This window comes from Nonomuraea cavernae (genome assembly GCF_014646355.1).
Classification (GTDB): Bacteria; Actinomycetota; Actinomycetes; order Streptosporangiales; family Streptosporangiaceae; genus Nonomuraea; species Nonomuraea cavernae.
Map to the genome: position 1 here is coordinate 108485 of NZ_BMNH01000011.1, position 24963 is coordinate 133447.

Consider the following 24963-nt stretch of genomic DNA (forward strand, 5'->3'; position numbering starts at 1 on the left):
TGCTCAGCGGGCGTGGTCCAGGCCGTCGGTGGGAGACGGCGGCACGGGCGGGATGGTCGGCTTGGGGGTGAAGGAGAGCGTGCCGTGGTTGATCGGGAAGCTGGTGGGCATCGTCCCGACCGCGCGGCCGTACGCGCACGCGACCGCGGCCATCGACGCGGCGACGCCCAGCTCGCCGGCCCCGCCGGGCGTCTCCGACGTGCTCGGCATGACGATCACCCGGAATTCGGGCGGCGTGTTCCACTGCCTGGTGTAGAAGTAGTTGTCCCAGCTCGCCTCCAGGAAGTGGCCATCGCGCAAGTGCAGGCTGGAGGTCAGGGCCAGCGCGATGCCGTCCATGACGCCGCCCATCATCTGCGCCTCCAGCCCGCGCGGGTTGACGGCCAGACCCACGTCCACCACGAAGACGACCTTGGTGACACGGGGCCCGCTCACACCCTCGCGAACGGGCCGGTTGACGGTCTCCGGCCGGCAGTCGATCTCCACCAGCGCGGCACTGACCCCCTTGTACTCGGCGTGGAACGCGATGCCCTGCGCGGTACCGGCCGGCATCGCCCGCCCCCAGCCGCCCGCTTCGGCCGCCTTCGCCAGGACCGCCCGGGAACGGTCGTCGCGCAGGAACGCATGCCGGAACCGGTAGGGATCCTTGCCCATCCTGGCGGCGAGCTGATCGACGATCAGCTCCCGGGCGCAGGTGACGTCGGGCGAGTAGACATTGCGCATGCTGCCGGTGTTGAAACTCTTGTCCGTCTCGCTGAGCAGCTGGCTACTGGCGCCGAAATCGTAGGACATCGCCTGACTGAGATGGAAGAACGTCTGCGAGAAACCGATGTCGCCCACCGGAAGCCGCGCGGCCATCGCGGTGATGATCTCGCCCAGCCCGTGACCCAGATCGGTGGAGACGCTGGTGTGCCGCTGCTTGTAGCTCAGCACGGTGTCACCGAGGTAGGCGACCCGCACCCGCGAGGTGGCCATGGGGTGAGTGCGGCCCTGCCGCGCGTCGTCGGCGCGATGCCACATGAGCTTGACCGGCTTACCGACCTTCTGCGACACCTCGGCCGCCTCCAGCGCGGCGTCGAAGAACAGCTTGCGCCCGAACGAACCGCCGCCTTCGACGACATGCACGGTGACCCTGCCGGCCGGCAGGTTCAGCTTGGCGGCGATGGCCTGCTGGGCGACGATGGGCGATTTCAGCGCCGACCAGATCTCGGCACGGTCGGCCCGTACGTCGGCGATCGCGCAGTTGGGCTCCAGCGCGCTGTTGCTGCGGAAGTAGAAGGTGAACTTGCCCTCCACGATCGGCGTCGGCGGCCTGAGCCCGAGCGGCAGCTCCGCGGCCTCCAACTGCCGCAGCACGCTGTCGTCGGACTTCCCCGCCGCCGTGCCGGCCCTCCAGGTGACCTTCAGGGCGCGTACGGCGTCGACGCACTGGCCGAAGGTCTCGGCGCGCACCGCCACCCCGGTGGAGATCACCACGACATCGGTGACGCCCGGCATGGCGCGGACCTCGGCGAGGTTGGCCACCGAACCGACCTTGCCGTTGATGGTCGGCGGACGGCACACCATCGTCGGCTTCGCGCCCGGGACGTCGAGGTCCATGGCGAACTTCTTGCGCCCGGTCACCGCGTCCAGAGCGTCGACCCGGCTGTGCGGCCTGCCGATGACGGTGAAGTCCCGGCGAGGCGTGAGCTCCACCGACACCTGCCGGGTCCGGGCACTCGCGGCCTTCTCGGCGAGCGCGCCGATGCCGACGCCCCGGCCGGAGCGATCGGTGACCACACCCGCCTTCAGCGTCAGATCGCCGACCGCCGAACCCAGTTCGGCCGCCGCGGCCTCCAGCAGCCGAAGCCGGGCGACGGCGGCGGCCACCCGAATCGGGGTGTACGTTGCGAAAGTCGTGTTCGACCCGCCGGTGAGCTGGTTGAACACCAGCTCAGGCCGGGCATCGGCCAGCGTCACCCGCACCCGGTCCAGCGGCACGGCCATCTCTTCGGCGATCAGCATGGCCGTCGACGTGGTGATGCCCTGCCCCACCTCGGCCCGCGGCAACGCGAACGACACCGTGCCGTCCGGCCTGACCTCCACCGAGATGAGACCCGAGGTGGGCAGCGCCGCCGCCGTCATCAGATCGTTGAGGTCGAGCAGTTGCGTGAGCTCCGGCGAAGGCAACGGGGCGACGGCCGCCGAGGTCGCGGGAACCAGCTCGGCGGCGGCCACCAGAGTCGGAGCCGCCAGCACGTACCCGAGGAACCGCCGCCGCCCGATGGCCTCGTCGAGCCCGCCGCCGTTCGATCCCGTCATGAGCCGGGACGGTTCGTCGTCGGGATTTCGATCTTGGTCTCCTTGCCCTTGGTGAGAAAGAACAGGATGTACTGCCGCACGGCCTCGTCGATCACCCAGGCGACACTGGGCACCAACGGCAGCGGAATGAGCCCCTCGCGGAACTTCACCAGTTTCGGCCAGGCGGAACTGATCAGCGGCCCCCACACCGGCTCACGCCTGATGCCGTCCCAGTCGGCCACCTGGTCACCGACCAGATAACGGGCCAGGGCATTGCACAGCGGACGGCTGATGCTGCCCGGACTGGTCTGCTCGGCCAGCTGACCCAGCAGGATGTCGGTCAGCTCCACACCCTCGGGCGTCGGGCCCATGTTACGAGGCAGGATCTGGTCCGACTGGGCGTTGGCCGCGGCCCAGGTGGAAGGGATGTACTCGTCCTTGATGCCGAGCATGTGCGCGGTCACCTGCCACACGTGCAGATACGCCTCGGAGTCCGCGGAACTGATCGGCACCTGCCATTCGAGCATCTTGCGCATGGCGAAGGTCGGCAGGGTATGCCAGGTGACCAGCATGTCCTCCTGGCTGATCGGAATGTCCCCGCCCCAGTGAGGAGACTGCTGCAGCAGATGCCGCACCGCCGCGTGCACCAGCCGGGTCTTCACGGACTCGACCACACAGGAGCCCTCGGGCCGGTAGGCGTTGAGGGCTCCGACGGCGAATCCCAGAATGCTGGTCTTGGCGACGCGATCCTCCATGTCCGCGCCCCCCTTGGAGTAGTAGACCGCGCGGGCCTCCTTGGGGATGGCGGTGCTCAGCATGCCGCCGCCCACTCCGTTGAGCAGGTTGAGGTACAGCCCTCTGGACTTGTTGAACTGGGCGGCGGTGTTCAGCTTGCCCTGATCGGCCCACGACGGCAGCTGCCGCGCCTTCTCCATGAAGGCCCGCAGATCGGCCGGCAGCCCGTCGGGTAAGGGCTGATCGTTGCGGTTCCAGTCCCACAGCAGCCGGTTGACCTCGGGCACGGCACCGCGATCGATCAGCGAGGCGACCAGCGGGTCGGCCTCCTCGTCCCACACCCACCGCGGATCGGTCCCGGCGCCGGAGCCGGCGATCGAACCGCTCGGCGCCCAGGTCCACGCCTTCAGGGCCTCCGCCGGGGACGCCATCCCCAGCGCCCCGAGCGCCCCCAAGGCGCCACCCGAGATCAGCATCCTGCGTCTGCTCAGCTCCGCCATGCCGTGAGCTCCTTTCCCGAACGTGGTGACATACCGCTACGAGCGTGGATCTGTATATCTGGACAAAGACATCGAGGCTTTCCGTACGCACCTCTCCAACGGAGAAGCGTGGCGCGGAAGAACTCGGCCCGGAAACGAAAATTCCGGGCCGAGCATTCAGACCGCCGCATTCAGGAGGGGCGGTTGGTGTCCGGGATCTCGATGCTGATCGGCCGCGCCTCGGACAGGAAGAGCAGCGCCGCCTTACGAAGGAACTCGTCGAAGAGCCAGTAGGCCTCCGGCGCCAGCGGGAAGGGAAGCAGCCCTTCGCGGACGGCGATGAAGGGCCCCCAGGACAGCCTGAGCAACGGGTCCCAGATGGGCTCCCTGCCGATCTTCAGCCATCCGGCGATCTGGTCACCGAGCAGGAAGCGCGTGAACGCGCCGAGAATGGGCTTGCTGAGGATGCCCGCGTCGACCGAGGCACCGAGGTTGAGGAGGATGTCGGCCAGCTTGATGCCTTCGGGCGTCGGAGCGAGCACCGGCTTCAGGACCTGGTCGGCCTGGGCGTTGGCCTCGGCCCACGACGCCGGGAGGTACTCGTCCTTGATGCCCAGCATGTGCCCGCCCAGCTGCCACGAGTGCAGGAACGCCGCGGACTCGGCGGCGGGGATGGGCACCTTCCACGCGTTCAGCTTCTGCATGACGGTCGTGGGCAGGCTGTGCCAGGTGACCATCATGTCCCGCTGACTGATCGGGATCTCTTCGTCGGCGACGTTCGGCCAGTACGGCGACTGCGGCAGCAGGTGTCGCACCGCCGCGTGCACCAGACGGGTCTTGACACAGGTCACGATCATCTCGCCGTCAGCCGCGAAGGCGTTCCGGGTGCCGATGTCGTACCCGAGTTTGGCGGTCTTGGAGATGCGGTCCTTCATGTCCGCGCCGCCCTGGGAGTAGTAGACCGCGCGCGCCTCCTTCGGGATGACGGTGCTCATCATGCCGCTCGCCAGCCCGTACAACACGCCGAGGTAGAGCCCGCGCTTCTCGTTGAACCGGAACGCGGTCGCGAGCTTGCCGTGGTCGGCCCATGACGGCAGCTGGCGGGCCTGCTCCATGAAGTCCCGCAGGTCGGCCGGCAGCCCGGCCGGTAACGGCTGGCCGTTCTTGGTCCAGGTCCGTAACAGTTGGTTGACCCTGGGCACGTCACCTCGGTCGAGCAGCGAGGCGACCAGCGGGTCGGCTTGCTCGTCCCACACCCACCGCGGATCGGTGCCTGTCCCCGCGCCCGCCACCGAGCCTTGGGCCGACCACGTCCAGGGCGGGAGCGCGTGCGCCGGCGTCGCGACGCTCAGCGCACCAAGTGCGCCCAACGCCCCGCCCGCCTTCAGCACGTTGCGCCTGCTGAGTTTGTCCATCCCTTCGTTCCTCCTCGTCGGAGCCGCGACACAACCGCCTGATACGATGAAACAAGGAACGATTCCGCGTATCATCGTTCATGACAGCACACTGTGAGACGCATCACAAGACCGCGAAGTGGACTGTTGCGGATTGAGTCAGAATCAAAGACAGGAGGTGATCGTGGAATCTGCGCTGTCCGGGCTCATGGCACCGCCAGACTCAGAGTCGTTGCTGGAGCGCGCCTACTCTGATGCCGTCGAACGCGTCGACGACACGGACGAAACACGGGCCCGCATCCTCGACGCGGCATACGACCAGTTCTGCCGGATGGGCATCCGCCGATCCACGATGGAAGACGTGGCCCGCCACGCGAAGGTCTCGAGGATCACGGTCTACCGCCGGTTCGCGACCAAGGACGTGCTGGTCGAACACGTGGTACGCCGAGAGTTCCGCCGCTACTTCGACCAGTTCCTCATCGACATCGAGCAGGCCGACACCGCCGCCGACCGAGTGATCCTGGGCTTCGTCAGCTCGCTGCGCGCCATCCGGAACAACCCACTGATCGGCGGCCTGATCGCCGCCGAACCCGACCTGCTGGTGCCCTCCATGACCAGCGACGGAGGCCGGACCCTCGCCACCGTGCGACAGTTCGTCGCAGGCCAGCTCCGCAGAGAACAACACGCCGGCAACGTGTCAGGCGACCTCGACACCGACCTCGTGGCCGAACTGATGGTCCGAGTCTCCGCCTCCTTCCTGGCCATCCCGAGTCTCATCATCGACCTCGACGACGACGACCAACTCGCCGCGGTGGCCCGGCAGTTCCTCGTCCCCATGCTGCGGCCGACCGGCTCCCCCGGCTGATCACTCCGCCACCAGATCGTCCGGCGTCGATCGGGCAAGGTCGGCCAGGGTGGCCAAGGCCCACGACAAGACCTCCGGAGAAGGCGAGGCAAGAGCGAGACGGATCGCGTTCGGAGCACTGTTGCGGCCAACGGCGAAAGCCGCCGCAGGAGTCACCGCGATGTCATGCCGCGCGGCGGCCGCCACGAACGTGTCGGCCCGCCACGGCGACGGAAGCTCCCACCAGCAGTAATAAGAACGCGGGTCGCTGCGGATCGCGAAACCCTCCAGGTGACGAGCGGCTATCTCCTGACGCAGAGCCGCATCCCGCCGCTTGGCCCGGGCCACCGACCGCACGGTGTCATCGGTCAACCACCGAGTCGCCGCCTCCAGCGCGAACCGCATCGGCGTCCACCCACCCGACCGCAACGCCGCCCCCACCCCCGCCACAACGGAGCCAGGCATGACGGCGAAGCCAAGCGACAAACCCGGCGCCAGACGCTTCGAAAGACTGTCGACAAGGACCGTGCGCTCAGCCGCAAAAGCAGCCAAAGGCGGCAAATCCTCACGAAGAAAAGACCAGACGGCATCCTCGATCGCAAACACATCCAGACGCGCCAGAACACCCGCCAACTCAGCCCTGCGCTCCACCGGCATACTGACCGAAAGCGGATTGTGCAACGTCGGCTGCACATAGACCGCCCTCAGCGACGCCCTACGCGCGGCGACCTCGACAGCCGCGGGATCCAGACCAGCCGCATCGACCCGCAACGGAACCAGCGTGACCCCGATCCGGCCCGCGATCCCCTTCAGCACCGGATAAGTGAGCGCCTCCACCCCGAGCCGCGCACCCGGAGGCACCAACGCGGCGATCGCCGCCGCGACCGCCTGACGACCATTGCCCGCGAACAACAACCGCTCCGGATCCGGACGCCACTCCCCACGCGCGAGCAGATCGGCGACGATGCCCCGCGCCAGCGGAGTGCCCGCCGCCCCCACCGGCCGCATCACGGACTCCAGCACATCCGCACGCAGCAACGGACCGATGCCATCGGCGAGCAGCGTCGACTGCCCGGGCACCACCGGATAGTTGAGCTCAAGATCGACCCTGCTGCCCGCGGGCTCGACCAGCGCAAACCCCGGCCGCGGAGCGGCGGCCCGCACGAAAGTGCCGCGCCCGACCTCCCCCACGATCAGGCCACGGCGAGCCAGCTCACCGTAGACGCGGGCGGCGGTGGAGTTGGCGATGCCATGCCGCCGCGCGAAGACCCGCTGCGGAGGCAACCGATCCCCCGGCCGCAGCCTCCCCGCCCCGATCTCCGCGGCGACAGAATCGGCAACCCGACGATAATCCTCCACATCCGCCATCCAAACACGACATTGCTCCGAGTACAATTCCAAATATTGTACTGAGATTGCCCCATCGATAGCTTTTTCACATGATTGAACAGAGCGCGGTGCTCGGCGTCGTGTCCGTGGCGCTCGGAATGGTGCTGTCGCCGGGGCCGAACATGATGTACCTCGTGTCCCGGAGCACAAGTCAGGGACGGCGAGCCGGGATCATTTCGCTGGGCGGGGTCGCGGCGGGCTTCCTCGTCTACCTGGTGGGGGCCAACCTCGGCCTGGCGGTGTTGTTCGCCGCGGTCCCCGAACTTCTGACCGCCATCCGGATCGCCGGAGCCCTCTATCTCCTGTGGCTGGCCTGGAAGACGCTCAAGCCCGGCGGAGCATCCGTCTTCGCGACACAGGACGTGCCACCCGACCCTCCGCTACGGCTCTTCCTCATGGGCCTGATGACCAACCTGCTCAACCCGAAGATCGCACTCCTGTACGTCGCGATCATCCCGCAGTTCATCGACCTCGACCGAGGAAACACCCTCCTGCAGGGCATCACCCTCGGCGGCATCCAGATCGCGGTCGCCCTCCTGGTCAACCTCTCGATCGTGCTGGCCGCCGGCGGCATCGCCGGCTTCCTGTCGACCCACCCCTCCTGGCTGCGCACCCAACGCCTCACCATGGGCTCACTCCTCGCCGTCCTCGCCCTGACGCTGGCCTTCACCTGAGCACGGCTCGCAGCCTGCGAGGCTCCGGGCGATCTCACTGACCCCGTCGGCCGATCAGCTCAAGACGCCGGTCATCCTTGTAGATGTTTGGTTTTTGGATCAGTCGATGAGGATTTTGCCAAAATCGACGCCCTTTGCAAAGTAAAATAGTAACAAGCACCGACGAACAGAGAAATGCCGCAGGCGAAGTCCGCCTGCGGCACGGGTCTACGTCCTACCTCTGATCCAGCTCACGGCAATTCAGGTGACAGCGCCCAGGCCGGCAAGCCATGCGCCTTGACACGTCGTGCGAGCCCTAGTGGGCGGCCTCGTACTTCTCCACCACCGTGGAGGCGATGCGCCCTCGCTCGCTCACCGGCAGGCCGTGCGTCTTGGCCCACTGCCGGATTTCGGCAGACTTCTCCCGGCTCATGGTACGAGCACTGCCACCGGCTCCGCGCCGCCCTCGGCCGGTCCGCTCAGTCCGGACCGCGCGAGCCTTGGTGATGAAGGGCGACAGAGCCTTACGCAGGGCTTCTTCGTTCTTCTCCCCCAGGTCGATCTCGTAGGCGACGCCGTCGAGACCGAACTTGACGATGTTCTCGGACTCCATCGGGGTCCCGTCGAGGTCGTCAATGAAAATCTCTTGAATCTGCTTGGCCATGCTGGGCACTCCATGCTCGATAGGAATGTTGGCTACTGTAGCGGTCTTCAGTAGAGCAAGAGCAGCCTAGAGCCTTTGTGCCCAAGCGACGAAGTCACCGAACTGTCGTCGCGTGAAGTCATTCATCACACTTCCCCGACCGGGAACGCGCGGCCCGCCGCCAACCGTGTCGATCCGCGAACACGCGAAGCCCTTCCCCGAACTCCCCCCTTCACGCGCCCACACGAGCACCTTGGTTATGACTCCACTCCTCTCACCTGGCGTTGACCAGCGGGAGTAAGCCACACGCTCGCCCGGCGCCGAGCGCGCCCCGACCTCCGGGTCCGTCCTGACCGTTTCAGTTCGCCGCCGCGGTCAGGACGGATGGGCCACGGCCGCGACAGCCCTGGATGTCCGCACTTCCTGGTCCGTCAGCGGTCCTCGTCGCCGGGTCGCCGCGGACGGCGATATCCCGTCCGCGGCTCATCCTGATGAGGTTCCCACTGTCAAAGTCGAATTCAAACGATTTGCCGCAGCGGCGGCGAGGTGCGGCGGCAAGCCCCGCAACCCGATGAACGCACCTGGTAACTCAGTGGAAATCGGCTGAGTCACAGGGGGCGGCGGACGAGGGGCAGTCTGGTCCGGGTGATCAGCGCCGCCACTGTCGCCAGAACGGGCAGCCCGACCACCACGGCGATCACGAACGGCCACGGTATGGCGATCGTGGCGGGACCTCCGGCGCCGTGCGTCGTCATCGGCCGGCTCAGCGCCACCCCCGTCACCACGCCCGCGACCAACCCCACCAGCGCGCCGAGCCCCGAGATGTAGAGAGCCTGACCGGCCACGACCATGCGCAGCGTCCAGGGCGGGGCGCCGATGGCCATCATGGTCGCCCGCTCAGGCAGCATGTCGGCGGCCGCCAGGCGAGTGGCGGCCAGTGTCCCGCCGACGACGAGGACGAGAGCGCCGCCGAGCCAGCCCCACAGGCCCGGCTCGGACACGTTGCGGTGGCCGTGCTCGAAGGCGATCGTGACTTTGGCGGTCACCTTGGTGAGTTCGCGCCACAACGGTGAGTCGGCCGGCGGCTGGTGCATGGCGTAGAGCTGGCGCTCCGCCGTGGCGAAACCGGCCTGCTCGACCAGGGCGCGCGGCAGCAGGGCACCGCCCTGGTACTCGTCGGCGGGTGTGGCCGTCACCGCGGGCACGTCGAGCGTGCGCGGAGGGCCGGACGTGGAGCTCGCCCGCAGCGTCAGCTTGCCGTCCCGCACCGCGGCCGCGTCGAACACCACGGCCTTGCCACTCGCCAGCGCCGCCGCCGTCCGCGGGTCGTGGCGCCCCTGCAGGAGCCTGAGCAGATCCTGGTCACCGATGGCCACGGTGCGACGCGTCCGGATCCCGTTCCATCGCACCGTGTACCGCAGCGCGTACCGGCGACCCTGGGCGTCCTTCGCGTGATAACCGGCGGCCAGCGGCACGCCCGGCAGCAGGCGGGCCGCTTCGGCGCGCAGCCTGTCCCAGGACGCGTCGCCGACATTGCCGCCCCAGATCGCCAGCATGCCGGTCGGGCGCGCCGAGGTGTAGGCGTTGCGCCCGTGCACGTATTCGCTGTGGGTGCCGATGCCCATCGCGACGACCGTGGCCGTGACCGCCATGACGGCCGCCACCGCGCTCGCCGTCCGGGTTCGGTGACGGACCGCGTCGCGTACGGACACCCGCAGCGGGAGCCGCAACCACCCGGCCGGCCGGCCGGTGAGACGGACCAGCCACGGCGTCAGCACCACCAGCCCGAGCAGGACCAGCACCGCGGAGGCGAGCACCCACACCGAGTCCGGCCGGCGCCACGCCACCACGGTCGCCACCAGCCCGGCCAGCACCAGCGCGGCCCCCGCCAGGGGCCAGCCCCGCCGACCGGCCACCGCGGGCGCGCGGCCGGCCAGCACGGTCGCGGTGTCCTGCCGAGCGGCCTGTACGGCGGGCACCAACGCCGCCACGAGCCCGGCGAGCAGGCCCAGCGCGGCGACCGCCAGAACAGGCGTCCACGGCACTCCCGGCGAACCGACCTGCCCTCCCCAGCGCGCCACGACAGGCGCGCCCAGCACCCCGGCCCCGATGCCCAGCACCGTCGCCATGACGGTGGCCGTGCCACCGAGGACCAGTCCGTCGGCCAGCACGATCGTCCGCAGGTGCCCGGCCGAGCCGCCCTGCGCCGCGATCTCGGCCAGTTCCCGGCGCCTTCTCCGGAGCCCGACCGCGAAGGCGGGCCCGGCCAGCAGCACGGTCTCCAGCACCACCATGATCACCATGATGCCGATGCCGACCTTCTGCCGGATGTCGAAGGGACGAACCTCGAAACGCGACGAGTCCATGATCGTGGCGCGGGAGGTGACGTGCAGACCGGCCTTGTTCAGCGTGGGCACGTCGGTCCAGGGCACGGGTTTCGCGGTGTCGGCGAGCCAGCCGGTGCCGTACCCGCGCGGAGACCAGAACTCGTCCGACGACGTCAATGGGAGGTCCAGCCCCACGACCTGCCGAAGCGACGGCTGGTGCGGGTGCTCGACCACGCCCACGACCGTCAGCGGCGCCGCGCCGGATGGCCGCAGGAGGTCGCCGGGCCGCAGGCCGAACGCGGGTGTCACCGCGACCTCACCGGCGGCGGGAAGCCTGCCCTCGCTCAACGTCAGCATCCCCCTGGTAAGAGGGTCGCGCAGGTCGGTCTCCAGCGCGTCGACCCGCTCGGTGCCCAGCCGGAGCTCGCCGGTGTTGAAGGGGATCAGCCGGGCGCCCGGTCCGAGCAGCGCCACCACCTCGGCGGCGCCGAGCCTGGGCTCGGCCGCCCCGTCGACGCCCGTGCTCCAGCGCCCCCCGCCGCCCGGCCGCTGCTGGAGCTCCGTACCCTCGGGTGCCTGCACGAGGCGGGCGTCGGCCGCGCCGAGCTCGGCCACCAGCCTCTCCTGCGAAGTGACGGTCATGGTCTCGGTGAGGGTGAGAATCGCAGTGATCACCAAGACCGGCAGACCGATCATCACCATGATGAGCGCGCTTCGTCCCCGGGAACGCCACGCGCTCCGGCGGGCGATGCGCAGCGCGGCGATCAGGGCGGCCATCAGGTGCTCACCAGCGACGCGTCCGTGGAGTCCGTGATCATCCCGTCGCGGAGGAACACCACGCGATCGGCCCAGCCGGCGTAGCGCGACTCGTGGGTGACGAGCAGCACCGCCGCGCCCGCGTCACAGCGAGCGCGTAAAAGGCGCAGGATCTCGTCGCCGGTGCGGGTGTCGAGCGCACCGGTCGGTTCGTCGGCCAGCAGCAGGCGCCGCTCGCCGACCAGAGCGCGGGCGATCGCGACCCGCTGGCGCTGGCCGCCGGACAACTCCTCGGGGAAGCGGTCGGCCAGGTCTGCCACGTCGATCTCCGTCAGCACGGCCATGGCCTCCTCGCGGGCGACACGTGACCGCACGCCGTCGAGCTCACGCGGCAGCATCACGTTCTCCGCCGCCGTCAGCGACGTGATCAGGTTGAGGTCCTGGAAGACGTAGCCGACACTGCGGCGGCGCAGCGCCGCCAGGTCGCGCACGCCGGCCAGATCCCGCTCGTCGATGTGCACGCTCCCCGACGTGGGCCGGTCGAGCCCGCCCGCGAGGTTGAGCAGGGTCGACTTGCCGGACCCGGACGGGCCCATGACCGCGACCAGCTCCCCCGCGTCGACGTCGAGGCTCACGCCCTTGAGCGCGTGCACGGCCGCCGCCCCCTCGCCGTGGACCCTGGTCACCTCGGTCAGTCGTACGACCGTCATCTTTCCTCCTTCAGAACGGCCTCGCAGTGGTCCAGCCACCGTTGCTCGGCCTCGGCCTGGAAGATCATCGAGTCGAGCACGAGCCGCTGACCAACGCCTTCCGTGACGGCGCGCTTGGCCCTGGTCAGCTGCTGGAGGGCGCGCATGGTCGCGGTGCGCTGCCCGCGGATGACCTCGGCGACGTCCACCTCCTTGGCGGCGACGGCCATGGCCAGCTTGATGACCAGCTCGTCCCGCGGCCGGTCGGACTGGACGACGGGGGTGCTGAACCATCGCGTCATCTCCGCCCGGCCGGCCGCGGTGATCGTGTAGACCACCCGCCCCTGCTCATCTGACTCCCCCGGCTCGACGAGTCCGTCGCGCTCCATGCGGGACAGCGTCGTGTAGACCTGGCCGATGTTGAGCGGCCAGGTCGCCCCGGTCGACGCCTCGAACTCCACCCGCAGTTGGTAGCCATATCTGGGCCCCCTGCTGAGCAGAGCGAGCAGCCCGTGCCTGATCGACATGGATACTAAGTATGCATACGCAGTATGCATACTTCAACCGGATCGGCCGTCATGCCACCGCGCCGCCCGGTCACCATGAGGTTCCCCAGGCACTTAAAAGTGCGTTCTTGCACGTCAGCGGGCACTCTCTTACAGTTCCCGAGTAACCACAAGAGAGCGAAGCGCAGAAACGGTGCCCTCGGGCGCTCATGAACAAGGAGGCGGACGGTATGGCCATCACCCTGGTGAACCCGAGCGGATTGCCGGAGATCGACGTCTACCGGCAGGTGTCGATCGCGACCGGGTCGAAGCTGGTCTTCGTCGCCGGGCAGGTCGCCTGGGATTCCGACGGGGTCACGGTCGGCGAAGGCGATCTCTCCGCCCAGGTCGAGCAGTGCTACCTCAACATCGCGACCGCCCTGGCCGGGGTCGGCGCGTCCTTCGCCGACGTGGCGAAGCTCACCGTCCACGTCGTCGACTGGACCCCGGACAAGATGCCCCTGCTGCTGGAGGGGATCAGCCGGGCGGCCGCGAAGCTGGGCGAAACCCCGCTGGCCCCGGCCACGCTGCTGGGCGTCGCGGCGCTGGACGTACCCGAGCATCTGGTCGAGATCGAAGCCACCGCGATCATCGACTGAACCGCCCACCGGCCGGGGCTCGCGCGGCCGCGGCTGAGCCGGGTCAGTCGAGGCAGAACTCGTTGCCCTCGGGGTCGGTCATCACGATGTGGCCGGCGCTCAGCGGGGGCTCGGGCTCCTCGCGGTGAACCCGGGACGCTCCCAGCGCGACGAGCCGGTCGCACTCGGCCTCCAGCGCCGCCATCCGCTCCTCTCCCTGCAGTCCGGGAGCCGCACGGACATCGAGATGGACGCGGTTCTTGGCGACCTTGCCCTCCGGGACCTGCTGGAAGAACAGCCGTGGGCCGTGCCCGTCCGGGTCCTCGATGGCCGACCTGGTGGTGCGCTGCTCCTCCGGCACGCCGATCCGGGCGAGGAAGTCGTCCCACGCGGCCAGCGGGTCGGCGCCCTCGGGCAGGTCGACTCCGGGCGGGCCGGGGTGCACGTAGCCCAGCACGTCGCGCCAGAAGAACGACAGCGCCCGCGGGTCATGGGCGTCGAAGGTGACCTGGATGTGGCGGCTCATCGGTTGCTCCGTTCGTAGCGGATTTCGGTTGCGGGCAGACCTCGGGCATCGGTGCCAGGCGACTCGCCCGCGTCCACGGAGCCACTCTGACACCCCTGGCGGACAGGATCGGTCCGCAATCTCTGGCAGGGTGGCTGCATGGACGGAGCAGGTGGTGACGAGCGAGGCACGACGGAGCGGGTGCTCATCCTGCTCGGGCTGCTGCAACAGCGCCAGGTCTGGACCGGGCCCGAGCTCGCCGACCGGCTCGGGGTCACGCCGCGCACGGTGCGGCGTGACGTCGAGCGGCTGCGCGCGCTCGGCTACCCGGTGCATGCCAGACAGGGGGTCGGCGGCGGCTACCGGCTCGGCCCGGGGCAGGACCTGCCGCCGCTGCTGCTCGACGACGAGGAGGCGATCGCCACCGCGGTCTCGCTGCTGGCCGGCGCGGGGGGCGCGGTCGCCGGCGCCGGCGACGCAGCGCTCCGGGCGCTGACCAAGCTCGACCAGGTGCTGCCCACCCGGCTGCGGCACGAGGTGCGCGCGCTCTCCGGCGCGGTGGAGTCCTTCGGCGGCGGCCGCCCGCCGGTCGACCCCGAGCTCCTCATGACGCTGGCCAGAGCGTGCCGCGACGAGGTGGAGGTCGGCTTCTGTTACCCGTCCGGGAGCGAGGTACGACGGCGGCGGGTCGAGCCCTACCGCCTGGTCGCCTCCGACCTGCGCTGGTACCTCCTCGCCTACGACCTCGATCGCGACGGCTGGCGCAACTTCCGCGTCGACCGGATGACCGAGGTGTCCGCCCGTACCTGGCGTTTCCGGCCGCGCGCCGCGCCCGACGCGGCGACGTACGTGCAGGAGGGGGTGGCCAGCCGGGTCTACCCGCACCAGGCGCGCTTCCTCGTGCACGCGCCGGCCGACACGGTACGGGCGCAGATTCCGGCGTCGGCGGCCGTCGTACGAGGGCGAGGGAGCGAACGGTGCGAGGTGCTCAGCGGCGCCGGCAGCCTCGACTTCGTGCTCATGCACGTGCTCCTGCTGGGGCACGACTTCGAGGCCCTCGACCCTCCTGAGCTCGCGACGCGCTGCCGCGCGCTGGCGGAGAGACTGCTGGCGGCGGCGCCCCCGGGCAGCGACCCGGGTGGGGACGCCGTACCGACGAGGTCTGTTGATCACGACATAGCATGACCTGATGGGCGTTTCCCGGCTCTCCACAGAGGCGCGGCAGCGGCGCAGTTCCGCTCCGAGCGGGTCCTGCCCGTCCGCGCGGACGTCAGCGTCGACGCCGACCTCGATCTCCTCGTGCGGCGCGTCGAGATCTGGCGCGGTGCCCTCGACGTGGTCTTCGCCAATGCCGGCATCGCGGACTTCAGGCCAGAGTTCACCCCGAAGGACTTCGACCACACCGTCGGAATCAACGTCGAGGGAGTGTTCTTCACGATCCAGAACGCGCTGCCGCTGATGGGCGACGGAGGCGCCATCGTCATCAACGCATCCTGGACCCTGCACCGCGGCCTCCCGGCGGCCTCGTGGCAGCGGCGCCCCTCGGGCTGCGCCTTTGACAGCCATACGACAGCCGTGGCCGGCCCACCGCCACTCTGAGAGGCCAGGGCCTCGGCGTGGCCCTGATGACCGAGCTACGACGGATCGCGCGGGATGAGATGAACCTCGAACAGCTCCATCTCGCCGCCCGCTGCCGCCGGCGGCGCGCTTGCCCACCTCGTCGGGAAGCGCCTACGGCGTCATCGCGGTCGGCTGGGCGTCGGGGCGCATGGCGGCGTCGGTGCCGCCGTCCACGTACAGGACCGCGCCGGTGGTGAAGCGGGCCTCGGGCCGCAGGAACTGCTGCACCCAGAACGCGATGTCCTCGGGCCGGCCGAAGACGCCCAGGGGCATCGGCGTCGGGAACGCGTCCGGGTCGTGGTCGGCGGCGTCGCCGGTGGAGCCGAGCATGAGCGGGGTGAGCACCGCGCCGGGCGCGATGGCGTTGAGCAGCACGCCCTGCCGCGCCCACTCGGGGGTGACGGCGGTGCGGCGGACCCATCGGGCGAGCGCGAACTTCGAGGACGCGTAGGCGGAGATGCTGGGCGCCATCGCGCGCACCTCGGCCGGCATCGCCTCGGCGGCGGCGCGAGCCCGCTCGCGGGCCGCCTGCTCCTCCCCCGCCAGCGCCAGCTCCACCAGACCGTCATCGATCAACGGGACGGTCGACGCGGAGTTGGACCCGATCACCACGGCGCGTCCGGCGCCCGAGGCGGCCAGCGCGGGCAGCAGCCGCTCCAGCAGGCGGACCGGGCCGAAGTGGTTGATCGACACGACCGCCGCGGCGTCGGGCAGGTCGGGGCCGACCCCGGCGATGGCGGCCACGCCGTCCAGCCTCCCGCCGCAGCGGGCCAGGATCTCCTCGGCCGCCAGGTCGCGCCCCTCGGCGGTGCCCAGGTCGGCGAGGATGTCGGCGGCGCGCAGGTCCACGCCGATGACGGTGTGCCCGGCCGCGCTGAGGGCCGCGGCGCTGGCCGCGCCCATGCCCGAGGCCGAACCTGTGACGGCGAACGTCGCCATGCTTGCTCCTTAGGGGTGAGGGGGCGCGGTCAGACCCGCGGTGACGAAGGCGATGACGGTCGCGGTCTCCGGCAGCGACACGGCGGCGGCCGGGGCGGGAGCCACTGATCGCCCGTAGACCTCCAGCAGGAGCGTGAACGCCAGCCGCCACCGCTCGGCCACCTGGCGCACGGGAAGGCCGGGCAGTGCCCGGCCGAGCATGACCTCGAACGGCGCGGCGCCGAACCACGTCGAGACGTGGGCCGGCCGCCCGTCGCGCAGCGCCGAGCGGGCCAGCAGATGGGACAGCATCCGGCCCTTCTCCGTGCGCGCCAGCTCCTCGAACGGCTCCACGATGGCCGCGACCAGGTCACGCACGTCGAACGGCTCCCCCTCGCCCCGGGAACGGCGGGCGACGGCGTCCATCCGGTCGGCCCACAGCGGCGAGAGCTCCTGTTCCAGCAACGCCGCGATGAGCCCTTCGCGGGAGCCGAAGTGGTAGTGCGCGGCTCCCGGGTTGAGCCCGGCCTCGGCGTTGATCGCGCGCACCGACACCTGGTCGTAGCCCTTGTCCAGGAACAGGCGCTCGGCGGCGGCCAGCAGCCGGACGCGGGTCGAGGGCGCGTCTTCCGTCATGTTCCAATCATATTCCAATCAGTGATTGACTGGTGTTGCCCCCGACCAGGAGACGCCGCCGGACACCCCGCACCGGACACCCCGGTGGCGGATCAGTGCGGCAGTTCCACCGACAGGTGCGGAGTCAGCGCCCGGAGGAAGTCCGCCGCGTCGAACATGGCGCCGGCCGAGGCCACGCCCACCGCCCGCGTCCGCCCCGTCAGGACGCGCTGGACGGCCTCCACCGCCAGTGGCGCGGTGACCGCGTAGATGTCCCGGCCACGGGCCGTGGCCCGTCGCTCGACGCCGTCCGCGCTCACCACGACGTCGACGACGAAGACCTGACCCGAACGCCCCAGAGCGTCGACCGCCGTCGGCTCCGGTGTGTCCTCCCTGGCGAGGTCACTCGCGGCCGTGACGGTCATGTACGTGCGGACGTCGGGCACGTCCAGGTGGCTGGGGACGGTCACGACATCCGCCATGGTGAACTCCGCGATCACCGCTCGCCGGCCGAGCGGCTCCGGAAAGGGCCAGTCCTGCTCCGACAGCTTGTCGTCGTGGTACTCCAGCGCCCCGTTCCTGAACCGCACCCGGCGGCCCGAGCGACGCTGGTGCGACACCTGACCCGCCGCCCGGGTCCCCGCGGTGGGATGCCAGTCGCTCAACCCGTACGCGATGTGCGCCATGTCCGCGGCGGTCGACGTCCCCATGGCGGCGGTCACCAGCAGATCGCCCAGTCCGCCGTAGAAGGCCATCGCCGGCACCACGGGGACGCGCGCCTTTCGGGCCGCTTCCGCGTAGTCGGCGAACATCGAGGCGTTCGCCTCGATCTCCGCGGCGACGTCGACGTACGGGATCGCCGCGCGCAGGGCCGCCTCGACGAGGGGGCCTCCCGTCACCGCGAACGGCCCGGCACAGTTGACGACGGCCGCCGCGCCGGCGAGGGCCCGGGCCAACGCGTCCGGGTCGTCCACCGCGGCCGGCCGGACCGCCACCTGTCCCCACTCCGCGGCCAGCGTCTCCAGCCGGCCCGCGTCACGGCCTGAGACGACAGGGGTGAGACCGCGCCGGAGCAGTTCGGCGACGACGAAGCGCCCCGTATGCCCCGTCGCTCCGTAGACCACCACCGCGTCCGATGTACCCATGACTCTCCTCAACTCGATGTTCCAAGCGGGTCCACTCTCGCCGAACGAGGAACCCGATCGTGAGGGTCCGAAACGACATCATGCGTACAATTTCGGACATGCACACCGTCGCGCTGGCGACCGCCGGCCACCTGCTGCACTTCGAGCTGGCCGTGGCCTACGAGATCTTCGGCACGCCCCCGCGCGAGGCCACGACGGGCTGGTACGACGTGCTGCTCTGCGGGCCCGGACCGGTGCGGATCGGCCCGTTCACGGTCGAACCCGAACAGGGCCTGGAGCACTTGACCAGCGCCGACACCGTGATCGTGCCCGCGTGCGCGGACATCGACGATCCGCCGCCACCCGAGCTGGTCGACGCCGTACGCGCGGCCCACGAGGCGGGCGCCCGGGTCGCCTCCCTCTGCACCGGGGCGTTCACGCTCGGCGCGGCGGGCCTGCTGGACGGCCGGCGAGCCACCACCCACTGGGCGCACGCGGCGGAGCTGAGCGCCCGCCATCCGCGGGCCGTCGTGGACCCGGACGTGCTGTACACCGACAGCGGCAGCGTGCTCACCTCGGCGGGGAAGGCCGCCGCCGTCGATCTCTGCCTGCACCTGATCCACCTCGATCACGGCGCCGCCGTCGCCAACTCGGTCGCCCGTCGCCTCGTCATGCCGCCCCATCGGCCCGGCGGCCAGGCCCAGTTCGTGGCCACGCCGATGCGGGTCGCGGACGACCACCTGCTCGCCGGCCTGCTCGCCTGGGTCCGGCAACGGCTGGACCAGCCGCTGACGGTGACGGACCTGGCACGGCGAGCGAACACGAGCCCGCGCAATCTCGCACGTCAGTTCCGGGCGGTGACCGGGCAGGCACCGCTTCAGTGGCTCCAGATCCAGCGCGTGCGCCGCGCCCAGGAGCTGCTGGAGACCACCGGCGAGAGCATCGAGGCGGTCGCCGTCGCCACCGGCATGGGCACCGCCACGACACTCCGACGCCAGTTCAAACGGATCGTCGGAGTGCCACCTGACAGCTACCGGCGCTCGTTCCGCGGCGCGCAGCCGCCCGAGAACTGACCGGCGGCGCGCGGCATCGGGCCGCTGCTGGGGATGAGCGTTCCGGCGGGAGATCCGTTGCCGGGCAGGATGCGCCGCGCGGCCGGCGCAGAGGCGGGCACGGCGACGGTCCCGGCGGTCACGCCGCCGCGCTGCGGCCTCTCGTGATTGCGATGACCAAGGCGTGGATCACGCCGCTGTTGCGATGCGACCAGGGTATTCAGACTGGAATATGCGGGGGTATGGTGAGGGTTTGCGGCGACGGTGGAGAGCCCCGGTCACGAACGCGGGGCCGGTCAGGTGTGAGGAGCCCCCTTGGCAGTCAGGCGTCTTTCCCGATGGGCGATCGCCCTGCCCGTCGCGCTCGCGCTGGCGGGCCTGTCCGGTTGCGGCTCCGGCGAGCCGGCCGCGTCCACGACCTCGGCTTCGGCGGGCGGGGCGAAGGAGGTGACGGTGTTCGCGGCGGCGTCGCTGACCGGGACGTTCACCGAGCTCGGCAAGGCCTTCGAGGCCGCGCATCCGGGCACGACGGTGCGGTTCAACTTCGGTTCCAGCGCGACGCTGGCGCAGCAGATCGTTCAGGGCGCGCCGGCCGACGTGTTCGCGGCGGCCAGCCCGGCGACGATGAAGACGGTGACGGACGCGGCGCTGGCCGGTTCGCCGGCCACGTTCGTGCGCAACAAGCTGCAGATCGCCGTGCCGGCCGACAATCCGGCCAAGGTGGCGGAGCTGGAGGACCTGACCGACGCCAAGGTGAAGGTGGCGCTCTGCGCCGAGCAGGTGCCATGCGGGGCGGCGGCGGTCAAGGCGCTGGACGCGGCCGGGGCGAAGGTCACTCCGGTCACCCTGGAGCAGGACGTCAAGGCCACCCTCACCAAGGTGGAGCTGGGTGAGGTGGACGCCGCGCTGGTCTACAAGACCGACGTGATCGCCTCAGCGGGCAAGGTGACCGGGATCGACTTCCCGGAGGCGGACCGAGCGATCAACGACTACCCGATCGCCACCCTGGCCAAGGCGCCGGCCGGTGAGGCGGCCCGGCGGTTCGTCGACCTGGTGCTGTCGCAGCAGGGCAAGGACGTGCTGACCAGGGCCGGCTTCGAGGCTCCCGATCAGCGATGAGCTCTTCCGCACCATCGCGACCCGACCGGGCAGGCCCGCCTGGTGAGCCCGCCGCCCGCCGGCCGGCGGGCCGTGAGGTCTCGGGTCGGCTGCCCTGGATGCTGGTGCTGCCCGCGGTGGCAGGGCTGGTGTTCCTGGTGCTGCCGCTGGCCGGGCTGCTGATCCGCGCCCCCTGGCCGACGCTGCTGGAGCGGCTGGCCGAGCCGCAGGTGCTGGAGGCACTGCGGCTGTCGCTGGTGTGCGCCAGCGTCGCGACCGCCGTGTGCCTGCTGCTCGGGGTGCCGCTGGCCTGGCTGCTGGCCCGGGTGGACTTCCCCGGGCGCCGGCTGGTGCGGGCCCTGGTGACCGTGCCGCTGGTGCTGCCGCCTGTCGTGGGCGGGGTGGCGCTGCTGCTCGTGCTCGGGCGGCGCGGGCTGGTCGGGCAGTGGCTGGAGGCCACGTTCGGGATCACGCTGCCGTTCACCACCGCCGGGGTGATCATCGCCGAGGCGTTCGTCGCGATGCCGTTCCTGGTGATCAGCGTCGAGGGCGCGCTGCGCGGCGCCGACCAGCGCTTCGAGGAGGCGGCCGCGACGCTCGGCGCCTCGCGCTGGACGGTCTTCCGCCGCGTCACGCTGCCGATGATCATGCCGGGCGTGGTGGCCGGCGCGGTGCTGTGCTGGGCGCGGGCGCTGGGCGAGTTCGGCGCCACCATCACCTTCGCCGGCAACTTCCCCGGCACCACCCGCACCATGCCGCTGGCCGTCTACCTGGCCTTGGAGACCGAGCCGGAGGCCGCCATCGTGCTCAGCCTCGTGCTGCTCGCCGTCTCGGTGATCATCCTGGCCAGCCTGCGCGACCGGTGGGTGAGCAGCCCATGACCCTGCACGCCCGCCTGGTCGTCACCCGGCCCGCCTTCACCCTGGACATCGACCTGCGCGTCGAACCGGGCGAGGTCGTGGCGCTGCTCGGCCCCAACGGCGCGGGCAAGACCACCGCCCTGCGCGCCCTGGCCGGGCTCACCCGCATGTCCGGCGGCCAGATCGGCCTGCGCGGCCGGCCGCTGCACACCCTGCCCGCCGAGAGCCGCCCGATCGGCATGGTCTTCCAGGACTACCTGCTCTTCCCGCACCTGTCAGCGCTGGACAACGTCGCCTTCGGGCCACGCTGCCAGGGCGTGCCCAAAACCGAGGCCCGCCGTGCGGCCGCCGCCCTGCTGGAACGGGTCGGCCTGGCCGGCCGCGCCGCCGCCAAGCCCCGGCAGTTGTCCGGCGGGCAGGCGCAGCGGGTGGCCCTGGCGCGGGCGCTGGCCGTGCGGCCCGAGCTGCTCCTGCTGGACGAGCCGCTGGCCGCCCTCGACGCCCACACCCGGCTGGAGGTCCGCTCCCAGCTACGCCGCCACCTGAACGACTTCGACGGCGTCACCGTCCTGGTCACCCACGACCCGCTCGACGCCATGGTGCTGGCCGACCGGCTGATCGTCATCGAGAACGGCGCCATCGTCCAGCAAGGCACCCCCGGCGAGGTCGCCCGCCGCCCGCGCACCGACTACGTGGCCCGCCTCGTCGGGCTCAACCTGTACCGGGGGCTGGCCGACGGAACACAGGTCAAGGTGGACGAGCTGCTGTTCAGCACCGCCGACTCACTCGACGGGCCCGCGTTCGTCGCCTTCGCGCCCGCCGCCGTGGCCCTCTACCGCTCCCGCCCCGACGGCAGCCCGCGCAACCTGTGGCAGGCCACGATCGACGGCATCGAACGACACGGCGACAACGTCCGCGTGCACCTCGACGGGCCCATCGCCGCCTTCGCCGACATCACCCCGGCCGCCGTCGCCGATCTGGACCTGACCCCCGGCCAGCGGATCTGGGCCTCGGTCAAGGCCACCGAGACCCACGCCTACCCGGCATGACTCTCCACACCCGAAGGCGGCGACTCCGCCCCTGTCGCGAAATCAGGGAACGCGGCCACGCACGGGCCTGTCATCCCGAGGTTGATAGCAGCACAGTCGTCCGGTGTGTACGGTGACCCGCAATTCCTCGCCGAGCATCAGGTCGGCGTCGGCGATTCGCTGAATGGCCCGCCGAATGGCCTTACCGACCGAAATGCGGGCGCGCTCCTCATTTCCGGTGAAATTTCGGACTCGCCCGCCTAAACCGGTCGCGGACGCCAGTCCCTCGATCAGCCAGTCGCGTTCCGCGCGGATCCGCTCGGTCCGGGCGAGGTCGTTGGCGGACTCGTACTCGTCGATCTCCTCCTGCAACGACGACAGCCGTTCGCGGTAGGCCTTGATGGCCTCCTCGTCCAGCGTCGGATGCCCGATGCCGCCCCTGGCGGTCGCGGCCGCCCGCTGATCCGGAACGGGTCCCGCGGCCAGCTCGATGGCCGGGATCTCGTACCGGGGATTGGCCAGCAGGACCGCCAGATAGGCCATCCCCAAACTGTGCTCCACCCGTACGCTCCGGACGCCCAGCCCGACCCGCCACCAGCGGCCCTCGCGCCGGCATTCCATGAGCGGCCGCCGCCCCCCGGACACGGCGTCCGCGACCGCGCCATACAGCTCCCGCTCCCCCGGCAGGACCATGCCCAGCCCGGACGCCTCACGCGAGGCGACCTCCAGCTGCCGGGCCGCCTCGTCGACGTCACCGGTGCCCGCCCGGAGCAGGAGCGCCTGGGCCCAGCGCATGCGCGACAGGACCGCCGCCGGCCAGTGCCCCATGGCCAGGTTGCCCCTGACGGCCATGCGCAGGTGCTCGTTCGCCCGCTGGGCGTCGCCCATGGTCAGCGCGGCCACGCCGAGCGTGTGCTGGGCGGACCCGAAACAGGCGATGCCGAGGCTGCCCACCAGCGGCAGATGGGCGAACGGGGTGAGCAGCTCGTAGACCACGGAGGCGGTCTCGGCGTCGCCCAGCAGGTTCGCGGCCTCCACGATGCCGAACATGCCGGCCAGCCAGGTGCTCGACCGGGGCAGCAGGGCCAGGTCGAATCGGCGCAGCCGCGCCAGCGCCCCGGCGGCCTGCCGGTGATCCCCGGCGGAGGCGGCGGCCACGGCCAGCGCGGCCAGGTAGGAGTTGTCGACCGCGCTGAGGTCGGGCGAGTTCACCACCTCGGCCAGCATCGGCACCAGCTCGCCCAGGCGGCCCTGATACCAGCGGATGGCCACCATCTGCCCGCCGTACCAGCTGACGGCGTCGGGGTCGCCGACCACCATGCCCCGTTCGACGCAGCGGGTCGCCTCGGCCTCGGCCTGCTCCAGCCGGCCCGCGCGGATGCTGAGCATCACGTCGATCGCCTGCAGCACGAACCCGATCGCCTGATGGTCCTGCCGCGCCAGCTCGCCGCGTAACTCGGCCAGGCAGCGTTCGGTGTGCGGATGGGCGTCGAGAATATGGTCGATGGTGCGCCACAACAGGCCCAGCAGCAGATCGCCGCGGCACCGGGTCTGGAAACCCGCCGCGAGCAGCTCCCGGGAGACCTCGTGACGCGTCTCACCATGGCCGGGACCCAGCAGGCACTGGTGGGCCAGGTCGGCCGCCTCGGCCAGGGCGGCCGGATCACCGGCTCTCCTGGCCTCCTCCAGCAGGGCGAGGATGGCCGCGTGCTCGCCCGACCGGTAGTCGGCCTCGGCGGCCAGCCGTACCCGGAGCCGGAGCGCGAGCGTCGAACGCGGGTCCACCGCCGACAACGCGTGCCGCAGCCGCACCTCGATCGACGTGCCGGCCGTCAGGCCGCGGTGGTCGTGCACCCACCGACCGGCCAGGCCCAGCACCGCCAGAGCCGTCGCCCGGCCGTCGCCCTCGGCTTCGGCCGCGCGGTGGGCCGCCTCGAAATGGTCCCGGCTGGAGCGCTGGTCGCCCTCGACGCACCAGGCGCGCAGCCCACGGAGAAGCATCGAGCCGACCCGCTCCGAAACGTCCAGTCCCTGATGCGACGGACACTCCCGGGAAGGGGACGGTTGGCGGATCATGCACCACTCCAAGCCGGTGAGCGGAGTTTCATAGCGACGATTCTTCAGATTCGACGGCAGCTCGGATAGCCGGGACTTCGACATTCTTCGCGCCGCCCCTTGCCGGATTCGCCGCGGGCCGCCGCGCGGCGCGAGCGATTCGTACGTGAAACAGCCCTGCCCGCCGGTTCCGAACTCGGCGGGCAGGGCTCATACCGACGGCCACGCCACTACCAACGGCCATTCACCACGTTCGAGTTCTTCGCCATCCGGGAATAGCCGGGGCCCTCGAAAACGACCTTGACGTAGATCTCATCCCCCTCGGCGTCGAAGTTCTGGCTCTGGTCCTCGTCGAGGTAGAAGCAAGGGAGCTTGGGCTGAGCGGTGATGATGAGGCCGCCGTCGTACTTGCTCGCGGTCATCAGCGCGTTCGGCGCCTTGTAGACGCGGTTGTCGTAGACGAGGTCGTCGGCCCAGACCTCGATCCGGGCCGTCGCCCTGTTGTCGACCTGGTACTGCGCCTGGGCCTGCGTCATGCCGACGGTGGTGATGACGGTCAGCTGGCACTGGTCACCGCCCAGCTTGTTGATCGTGAGGCGGGGCTTGGCCATGACGCCGGGCGCGGTGCCGGCGTGCGCGGACACCGTCCCCAGGCCGAGGAGCGCCGCCGTGGCGCCGGCGAGCACGGCGGCCGTGCGGATGGTTCTCTTGAGTATCGACATGATGTCTCCAGTGGTCGCGAGGTGGTGCGGCAGCAGGCCCGGGTGGCGTGCGTG

22 protein-coding genes and 1 pseudogene are annotated in these 24963 nt (G+C 70.7%); 9 read left to right on the forward strand and 14 right to left on the reverse strand.

The genetic code is table 11. The annotated features are described in order from the left end of the window. Positions 1-3 precede the first annotated feature (3 nt). From IEY82_RS19435 to IEY82_RS19445, 3 genes are all read right to left on the reverse strand, one after another. Positions 4-2301, reverse strand: a complete 2298-nt coding sequence (locus tag IEY82_RS19435; protein WP_189125570.1) for a molybdopterin cofactor-binding domain-containing protein — start codon at positions 2299-2301, stop codon at positions 4-6. Beyond that, positions 2298-3515: an oxygenase MpaB family protein gene (locus IEY82_RS19440; protein ID WP_189125571.1), complete on the reverse strand. Its 1218-nt coding sequence runs from the start codon at positions 3513-3515 to the stop codon at positions 2298-2300. Before IEY82_RS19440 ends, IEY82_RS19435 begins: the two co-directional genes overlap by 4 nt. A gap of 170 nt (positions 3516-3685) precedes the next feature. Next, a complete protein-coding gene (locus IEY82_RS19445) occupies positions 3686-4909 on the reverse strand; it encodes an oxygenase MpaB family protein (RefSeq protein ID WP_189125572.1) in 1224 nt (407 codons plus the stop codon). Positions 4910-5096: 187 nt separating this feature from the next. Here IEY82_RS19445 and IEY82_RS19450 point away from each other — a divergent pair, with 187 nt between their 5' ends. After that, a complete protein-coding gene (locus IEY82_RS19450; protein ID WP_189125670.1) occupies positions 5097-5753 on the forward strand; it encodes a TetR/AcrR family transcriptional regulator in 657 nt (218 codons plus the stop codon). Here the strand turns inward: IEY82_RS19450 and IEY82_RS19455 are convergent, their stop codons facing one another. Continuing rightward, a complete protein-coding gene (locus tag IEY82_RS19455) occupies positions 5754-7100 on the reverse strand; it encodes an aminotransferase-like domain-containing protein (RefSeq protein WP_225263361.1) in 1347 nt (448 codons plus the stop codon). Between the two features lie 71 nt (positions 7101-7171). Here IEY82_RS19455 and IEY82_RS19460 point away from each other — a divergent pair, with 71 nt between their 5' ends. Further along, a complete protein-coding gene (locus IEY82_RS19460) occupies positions 7172-7795 on the forward strand; it encodes a LysE family translocator (protein WP_189125573.1) in 624 nt (207 codons plus the stop codon). Between the two features lie 295 nt (positions 7796-8090). Here IEY82_RS19460 and IEY82_RS19465 read toward each other — a convergent pair whose 3' ends face one another. From IEY82_RS19465 to IEY82_RS19480, 4 genes are all read right to left on the reverse strand, one after another. After that, positions 8091-8438, reverse strand: coding sequence for a histone-like nucleoid-structuring protein Lsr2 (locus IEY82_RS19465; RefSeq protein WP_189125574.1), 348 nt, complete (start codon positions 8436-8438; stop codon positions 8091-8093). A gap of 587 nt (positions 8439-9025) precedes the next feature. Next, entirely contained in the window at positions 9026-11521 is a 2496-nt protein-coding gene (locus IEY82_RS19470; protein ID WP_189125575.1) for an ABC transporter permease, read from the reverse strand. Next, complete coding sequence (locus IEY82_RS19475; protein WP_189125576.1) at positions 11521-12210, reverse strand: ABC transporter ATP-binding protein; 690 nt, start codon at positions 12208-12210, stop codon at positions 11521-11523. The genes IEY82_RS19470 and IEY82_RS19475 overlap by 1 nt, the downstream gene beginning before the upstream one ends. Further along, positions 12207-12716, reverse strand: a complete 510-nt coding sequence (locus tag IEY82_RS19480; protein ID WP_189125577.1) for a PadR family transcriptional regulator — start codon at positions 12714-12716, stop codon at positions 12207-12209. Before IEY82_RS19480 ends, IEY82_RS19475 begins: the two co-directional genes overlap by 4 nt. A gap of 209 nt (positions 12717-12925) precedes the next feature. On the opposite strand from IEY82_RS19480, the gene IEY82_RS19485 reads away from it, so the two are divergent. Continuing rightward, entirely contained in the window at positions 12926-13333 is a 408-nt protein-coding gene (locus IEY82_RS19485; protein WP_189125578.1) for a RidA family protein, read from the forward strand. A 43-nt stretch (positions 13334-13376) separates the two neighbouring features. Here the strand turns inward: IEY82_RS19485 and IEY82_RS19490 are convergent, their stop codons facing one another. After that, entirely contained in the window at positions 13377-13838 is a 462-nt protein-coding gene (locus IEY82_RS19490) for a VOC family protein (RefSeq protein WP_189125579.1), read from the reverse strand. A gap of 138 nt (positions 13839-13976) precedes the next feature. On the opposite strand from IEY82_RS19490, the gene IEY82_RS19495 reads away from it, so the two are divergent. Together IEY82_RS19495 and IEY82_RS19500 are read left to right on the forward strand one after the other, a co-directional pair. Continuing rightward, positions 13977-15002 carry a helix-turn-helix transcriptional regulator gene (locus tag IEY82_RS19495; RefSeq protein WP_189125580.1) on the forward strand — a complete coding sequence of 342 codons (1026 nt, stop codon included), beginning with the start codon at positions 13977-13979 and terminating at the stop codon, positions 15000-15002. A 48-nt stretch (positions 15003-15050) separates the two neighbouring features. After that, positions 15051-15416: pseudogene (locus IEY82_RS19500) on the forward strand (SDR family oxidoreductase); the annotation flags it as partial. A gap of 132 nt (positions 15417-15548) precedes the next feature. On the opposite strand, the gene IEY82_RS19505 reads toward IEY82_RS19500, so the two are convergent. The 3 genes from IEY82_RS19505 to IEY82_RS19515 all read right to left on the reverse strand — a co-directional run bounded on the left by IEY82_RS19505 (position 15549) and on the right by IEY82_RS19515 (position 18115). Continuing rightward, entirely contained in the window at positions 15549-16376 is an 828-nt protein-coding gene (locus IEY82_RS19505; RefSeq protein ID WP_189125581.1) for an SDR family oxidoreductase, read from the reverse strand. 9 nt (positions 16377-16385) lie between these two features. Then, positions 16386-16991, reverse strand: coding sequence for a TetR/AcrR family transcriptional regulator (locus IEY82_RS19510; RefSeq protein WP_189125582.1), 606 nt, complete (start codon positions 16989-16991; stop codon positions 16386-16388). Positions 16992-17083: 92 nt separating this feature from the next. Further along, the gene (locus tag IEY82_RS19515) at positions 17084-18115 is read right to left on the reverse strand and encodes a saccharopine dehydrogenase NADP-binding domain-containing protein (RefSeq protein ID WP_189125583.1); all 1032 of its coding nucleotides are present in this window, start codon (positions 18113-18115) and stop codon (positions 17084-17086) included. A gap of 98 nt (positions 18116-18213) precedes the next feature. Here IEY82_RS19515 and IEY82_RS19520 point away from each other — a divergent pair, with 98 nt between their 5' ends. The 4 genes from IEY82_RS19520 to IEY82_RS19535 all read left to right on the forward strand — a co-directional run bounded on the left by IEY82_RS19520 (position 18214) and on the right by IEY82_RS19535 (position 22153). Continuing rightward, complete coding sequence (locus tag IEY82_RS19520; protein ID WP_189125584.1) at positions 18214-19167, forward strand: helix-turn-helix domain-containing protein; 954 nt, start codon at positions 18214-18216, stop codon at positions 19165-19167. 294 nt (positions 19168-19461) lie between these two features. Further along, positions 19462-20265, forward strand: a complete 804-nt coding sequence (gene modA / locus IEY82_RS19525) for a molybdate ABC transporter substrate-binding protein (protein ID WP_189125585.1) — start codon at positions 19462-19464, stop codon at positions 20263-20265. Then, positions 20262-21125 (forward strand): ABC transporter permease, encoded by an 864-nt coding sequence (locus IEY82_RS19530; RefSeq protein ID WP_189125586.1) that lies wholly within the window; start codon positions 20262-20264, stop codon positions 21123-21125. The genes modA and IEY82_RS19530 overlap by 4 nt, the downstream gene beginning before the upstream one ends. Continuing rightward, positions 21122-22153, forward strand: a complete 1032-nt coding sequence (locus tag IEY82_RS19535) for an ABC transporter ATP-binding protein (RefSeq protein ID WP_189125673.1) — start codon at positions 21122-21124, stop codon at positions 22151-22153. Before IEY82_RS19530 ends, IEY82_RS19535 begins: the two co-directional genes overlap by 4 nt. Positions 22154-22195: 42 nt before the next feature. On the opposite strand, the gene IEY82_RS19540 is transcribed toward IEY82_RS19535, so the two are convergent. Then, a complete protein-coding gene (locus IEY82_RS19540; protein ID WP_189125587.1) occupies positions 22196-24133 on the reverse strand; it encodes a hypothetical protein in 1938 nt (645 codons plus the stop codon). A 284-nt stretch (positions 24134-24417) separates the two neighbouring features. Beyond that, positions 24418-24909 (reverse strand): hypothetical protein, encoded by a 492-nt coding sequence (locus IEY82_RS19545; RefSeq protein ID WP_189125588.1) that lies wholly within the window; start codon positions 24907-24909, stop codon positions 24418-24420. Positions 24910-24963 lie beyond the last annotated feature (54 nt).

What these genes read in the sequence shown, in the direction of transcription:
- IEY82_RS19435 (WP_189125570.1), bottom strand. Translation starts at nt 2,301, where the DNA reads ATGACGGGATCGAACGGCGGCGGGCTCGACGAGGCCATCGGGCGGCGG.
- IEY82_RS19440 (WP_189125571.1), bottom strand. Translation starts at nt 3,515, where the DNA reads ATGGCGGAGCTGAGCAGACGCAGGATGCTGATCTCGGGTGGCGCCTTG.
- IEY82_RS19445 (WP_189125572.1), bottom strand. Translation starts at nt 4,909, where the DNA reads ATGGACAAACTCAGCAGGCGCAACGTGCTGAAGGCGGGCGGGGCGTTG.
- IEY82_RS19450 (WP_189125670.1), top strand. Translation starts at nt 5,097, where the DNA reads ATGGCACCGCCAGACTCAGAGTCGTTGCTGGAGCGCGCCTACTCTGAT.
- IEY82_RS19455 (WP_225263361.1), bottom strand. Translation starts at nt 7,100, where the DNA reads ATGGCGGATGTGGAGGATTATCGTCGGGTTGCCGATTCTGTCGCCGCG.
- IEY82_RS19460 (WP_189125573.1), top strand. Translation starts at nt 7,172, where the DNA reads ATGATTGAACAGAGCGCGGTGCTCGGCGTCGTGTCCGTGGCGCTCGGA.
- IEY82_RS19465 (WP_189125574.1), bottom strand. Translation starts at nt 8,438, where the DNA reads ATGGCCAAGCAGATTCAAGAGATTTTCATTGACGACCTCGACGGGACC.
- IEY82_RS19470 (WP_189125575.1), bottom strand. Translation starts at nt 11,521, where the DNA reads ATGGCCGCCCTGATCGCCGCGCTGCGCATCGCCCGCCGGAGCGCGTGG.
- IEY82_RS19475 (WP_189125576.1), bottom strand. Translation starts at nt 12,210, where the DNA reads ATGACGGTCGTACGACTGACCGAGGTGACCAGGGTCCACGGCGAGGGG.
- IEY82_RS19480 (WP_189125577.1), bottom strand. Translation starts at nt 12,716, where the DNA reads ATGTCGATCAGGCACGGGCTGCTCGCTCTGCTCAGCAGGGGGCCCAGA.
- IEY82_RS19485 (WP_189125578.1), top strand. Translation starts at nt 12,926, where the DNA reads ATGGCCATCACCCTGGTGAACCCGAGCGGATTGCCGGAGATCGACGTC.
- IEY82_RS19490 (WP_189125579.1), bottom strand. Translation starts at nt 13,838, where the DNA reads ATGAGCCGCCACATCCAGGTCACCTTCGACGCCCATGACCCGCGGGCG.
- IEY82_RS19495 (WP_189125580.1), top strand. Translation starts at nt 13,977, where the DNA reads ATGGACGGAGCAGGTGGTGACGAGCGAGGCACGACGGAGCGGGTGCTC.
- IEY82_RS19505 (WP_189125581.1), bottom strand. Translation starts at nt 16,376, where the DNA reads ATGGCGACGTTCGCCGTCACAGGTTCGGCCTCGGGCATGGGCGCGGCC.
- IEY82_RS19510 (WP_189125582.1), bottom strand. Translation starts at nt 16,991, where the DNA reads ATGACGGAAGACGCGCCCTCGACCCGCGTCCGGCTGCTGGCCGCCGCC.
- IEY82_RS19515 (WP_189125583.1), bottom strand. Translation starts at nt 18,115, where the DNA reads ATGGGTACATCGGACGCGGTGGTGGTCTACGGAGCGACGGGGCATACG.
- IEY82_RS19520 (WP_189125584.1), top strand. Translation starts at nt 18,214, where the DNA reads ATGCACACCGTCGCGCTGGCGACCGCCGGCCACCTGCTGCACTTCGAG.
- IEY82_RS19530 (WP_189125586.1), top strand. Translation starts at nt 20,262, where the DNA reads ATGAGCTCTTCCGCACCATCGCGACCCGACCGGGCAGGCCCGCCTGGT.
- IEY82_RS19535 (WP_189125673.1), top strand. Translation starts at nt 21,122, where the DNA reads ATGACCCTGCACGCCCGCCTGGTCGTCACCCGGCCCGCCTTCACCCTG.
- IEY82_RS19540 (WP_189125587.1), bottom strand. Translation starts at nt 24,133, where the DNA reads ATGCTTCTCCGTGGGCTGCGCGCCTGGTGCGTCGAGGGCGACCAGCGC.
- IEY82_RS19545 (WP_189125588.1), bottom strand. Translation starts at nt 24,909, where the DNA reads ATGTCGATACTCAAGAGAACCATCCGCACGGCCGCCGTGCTCGCCGGC.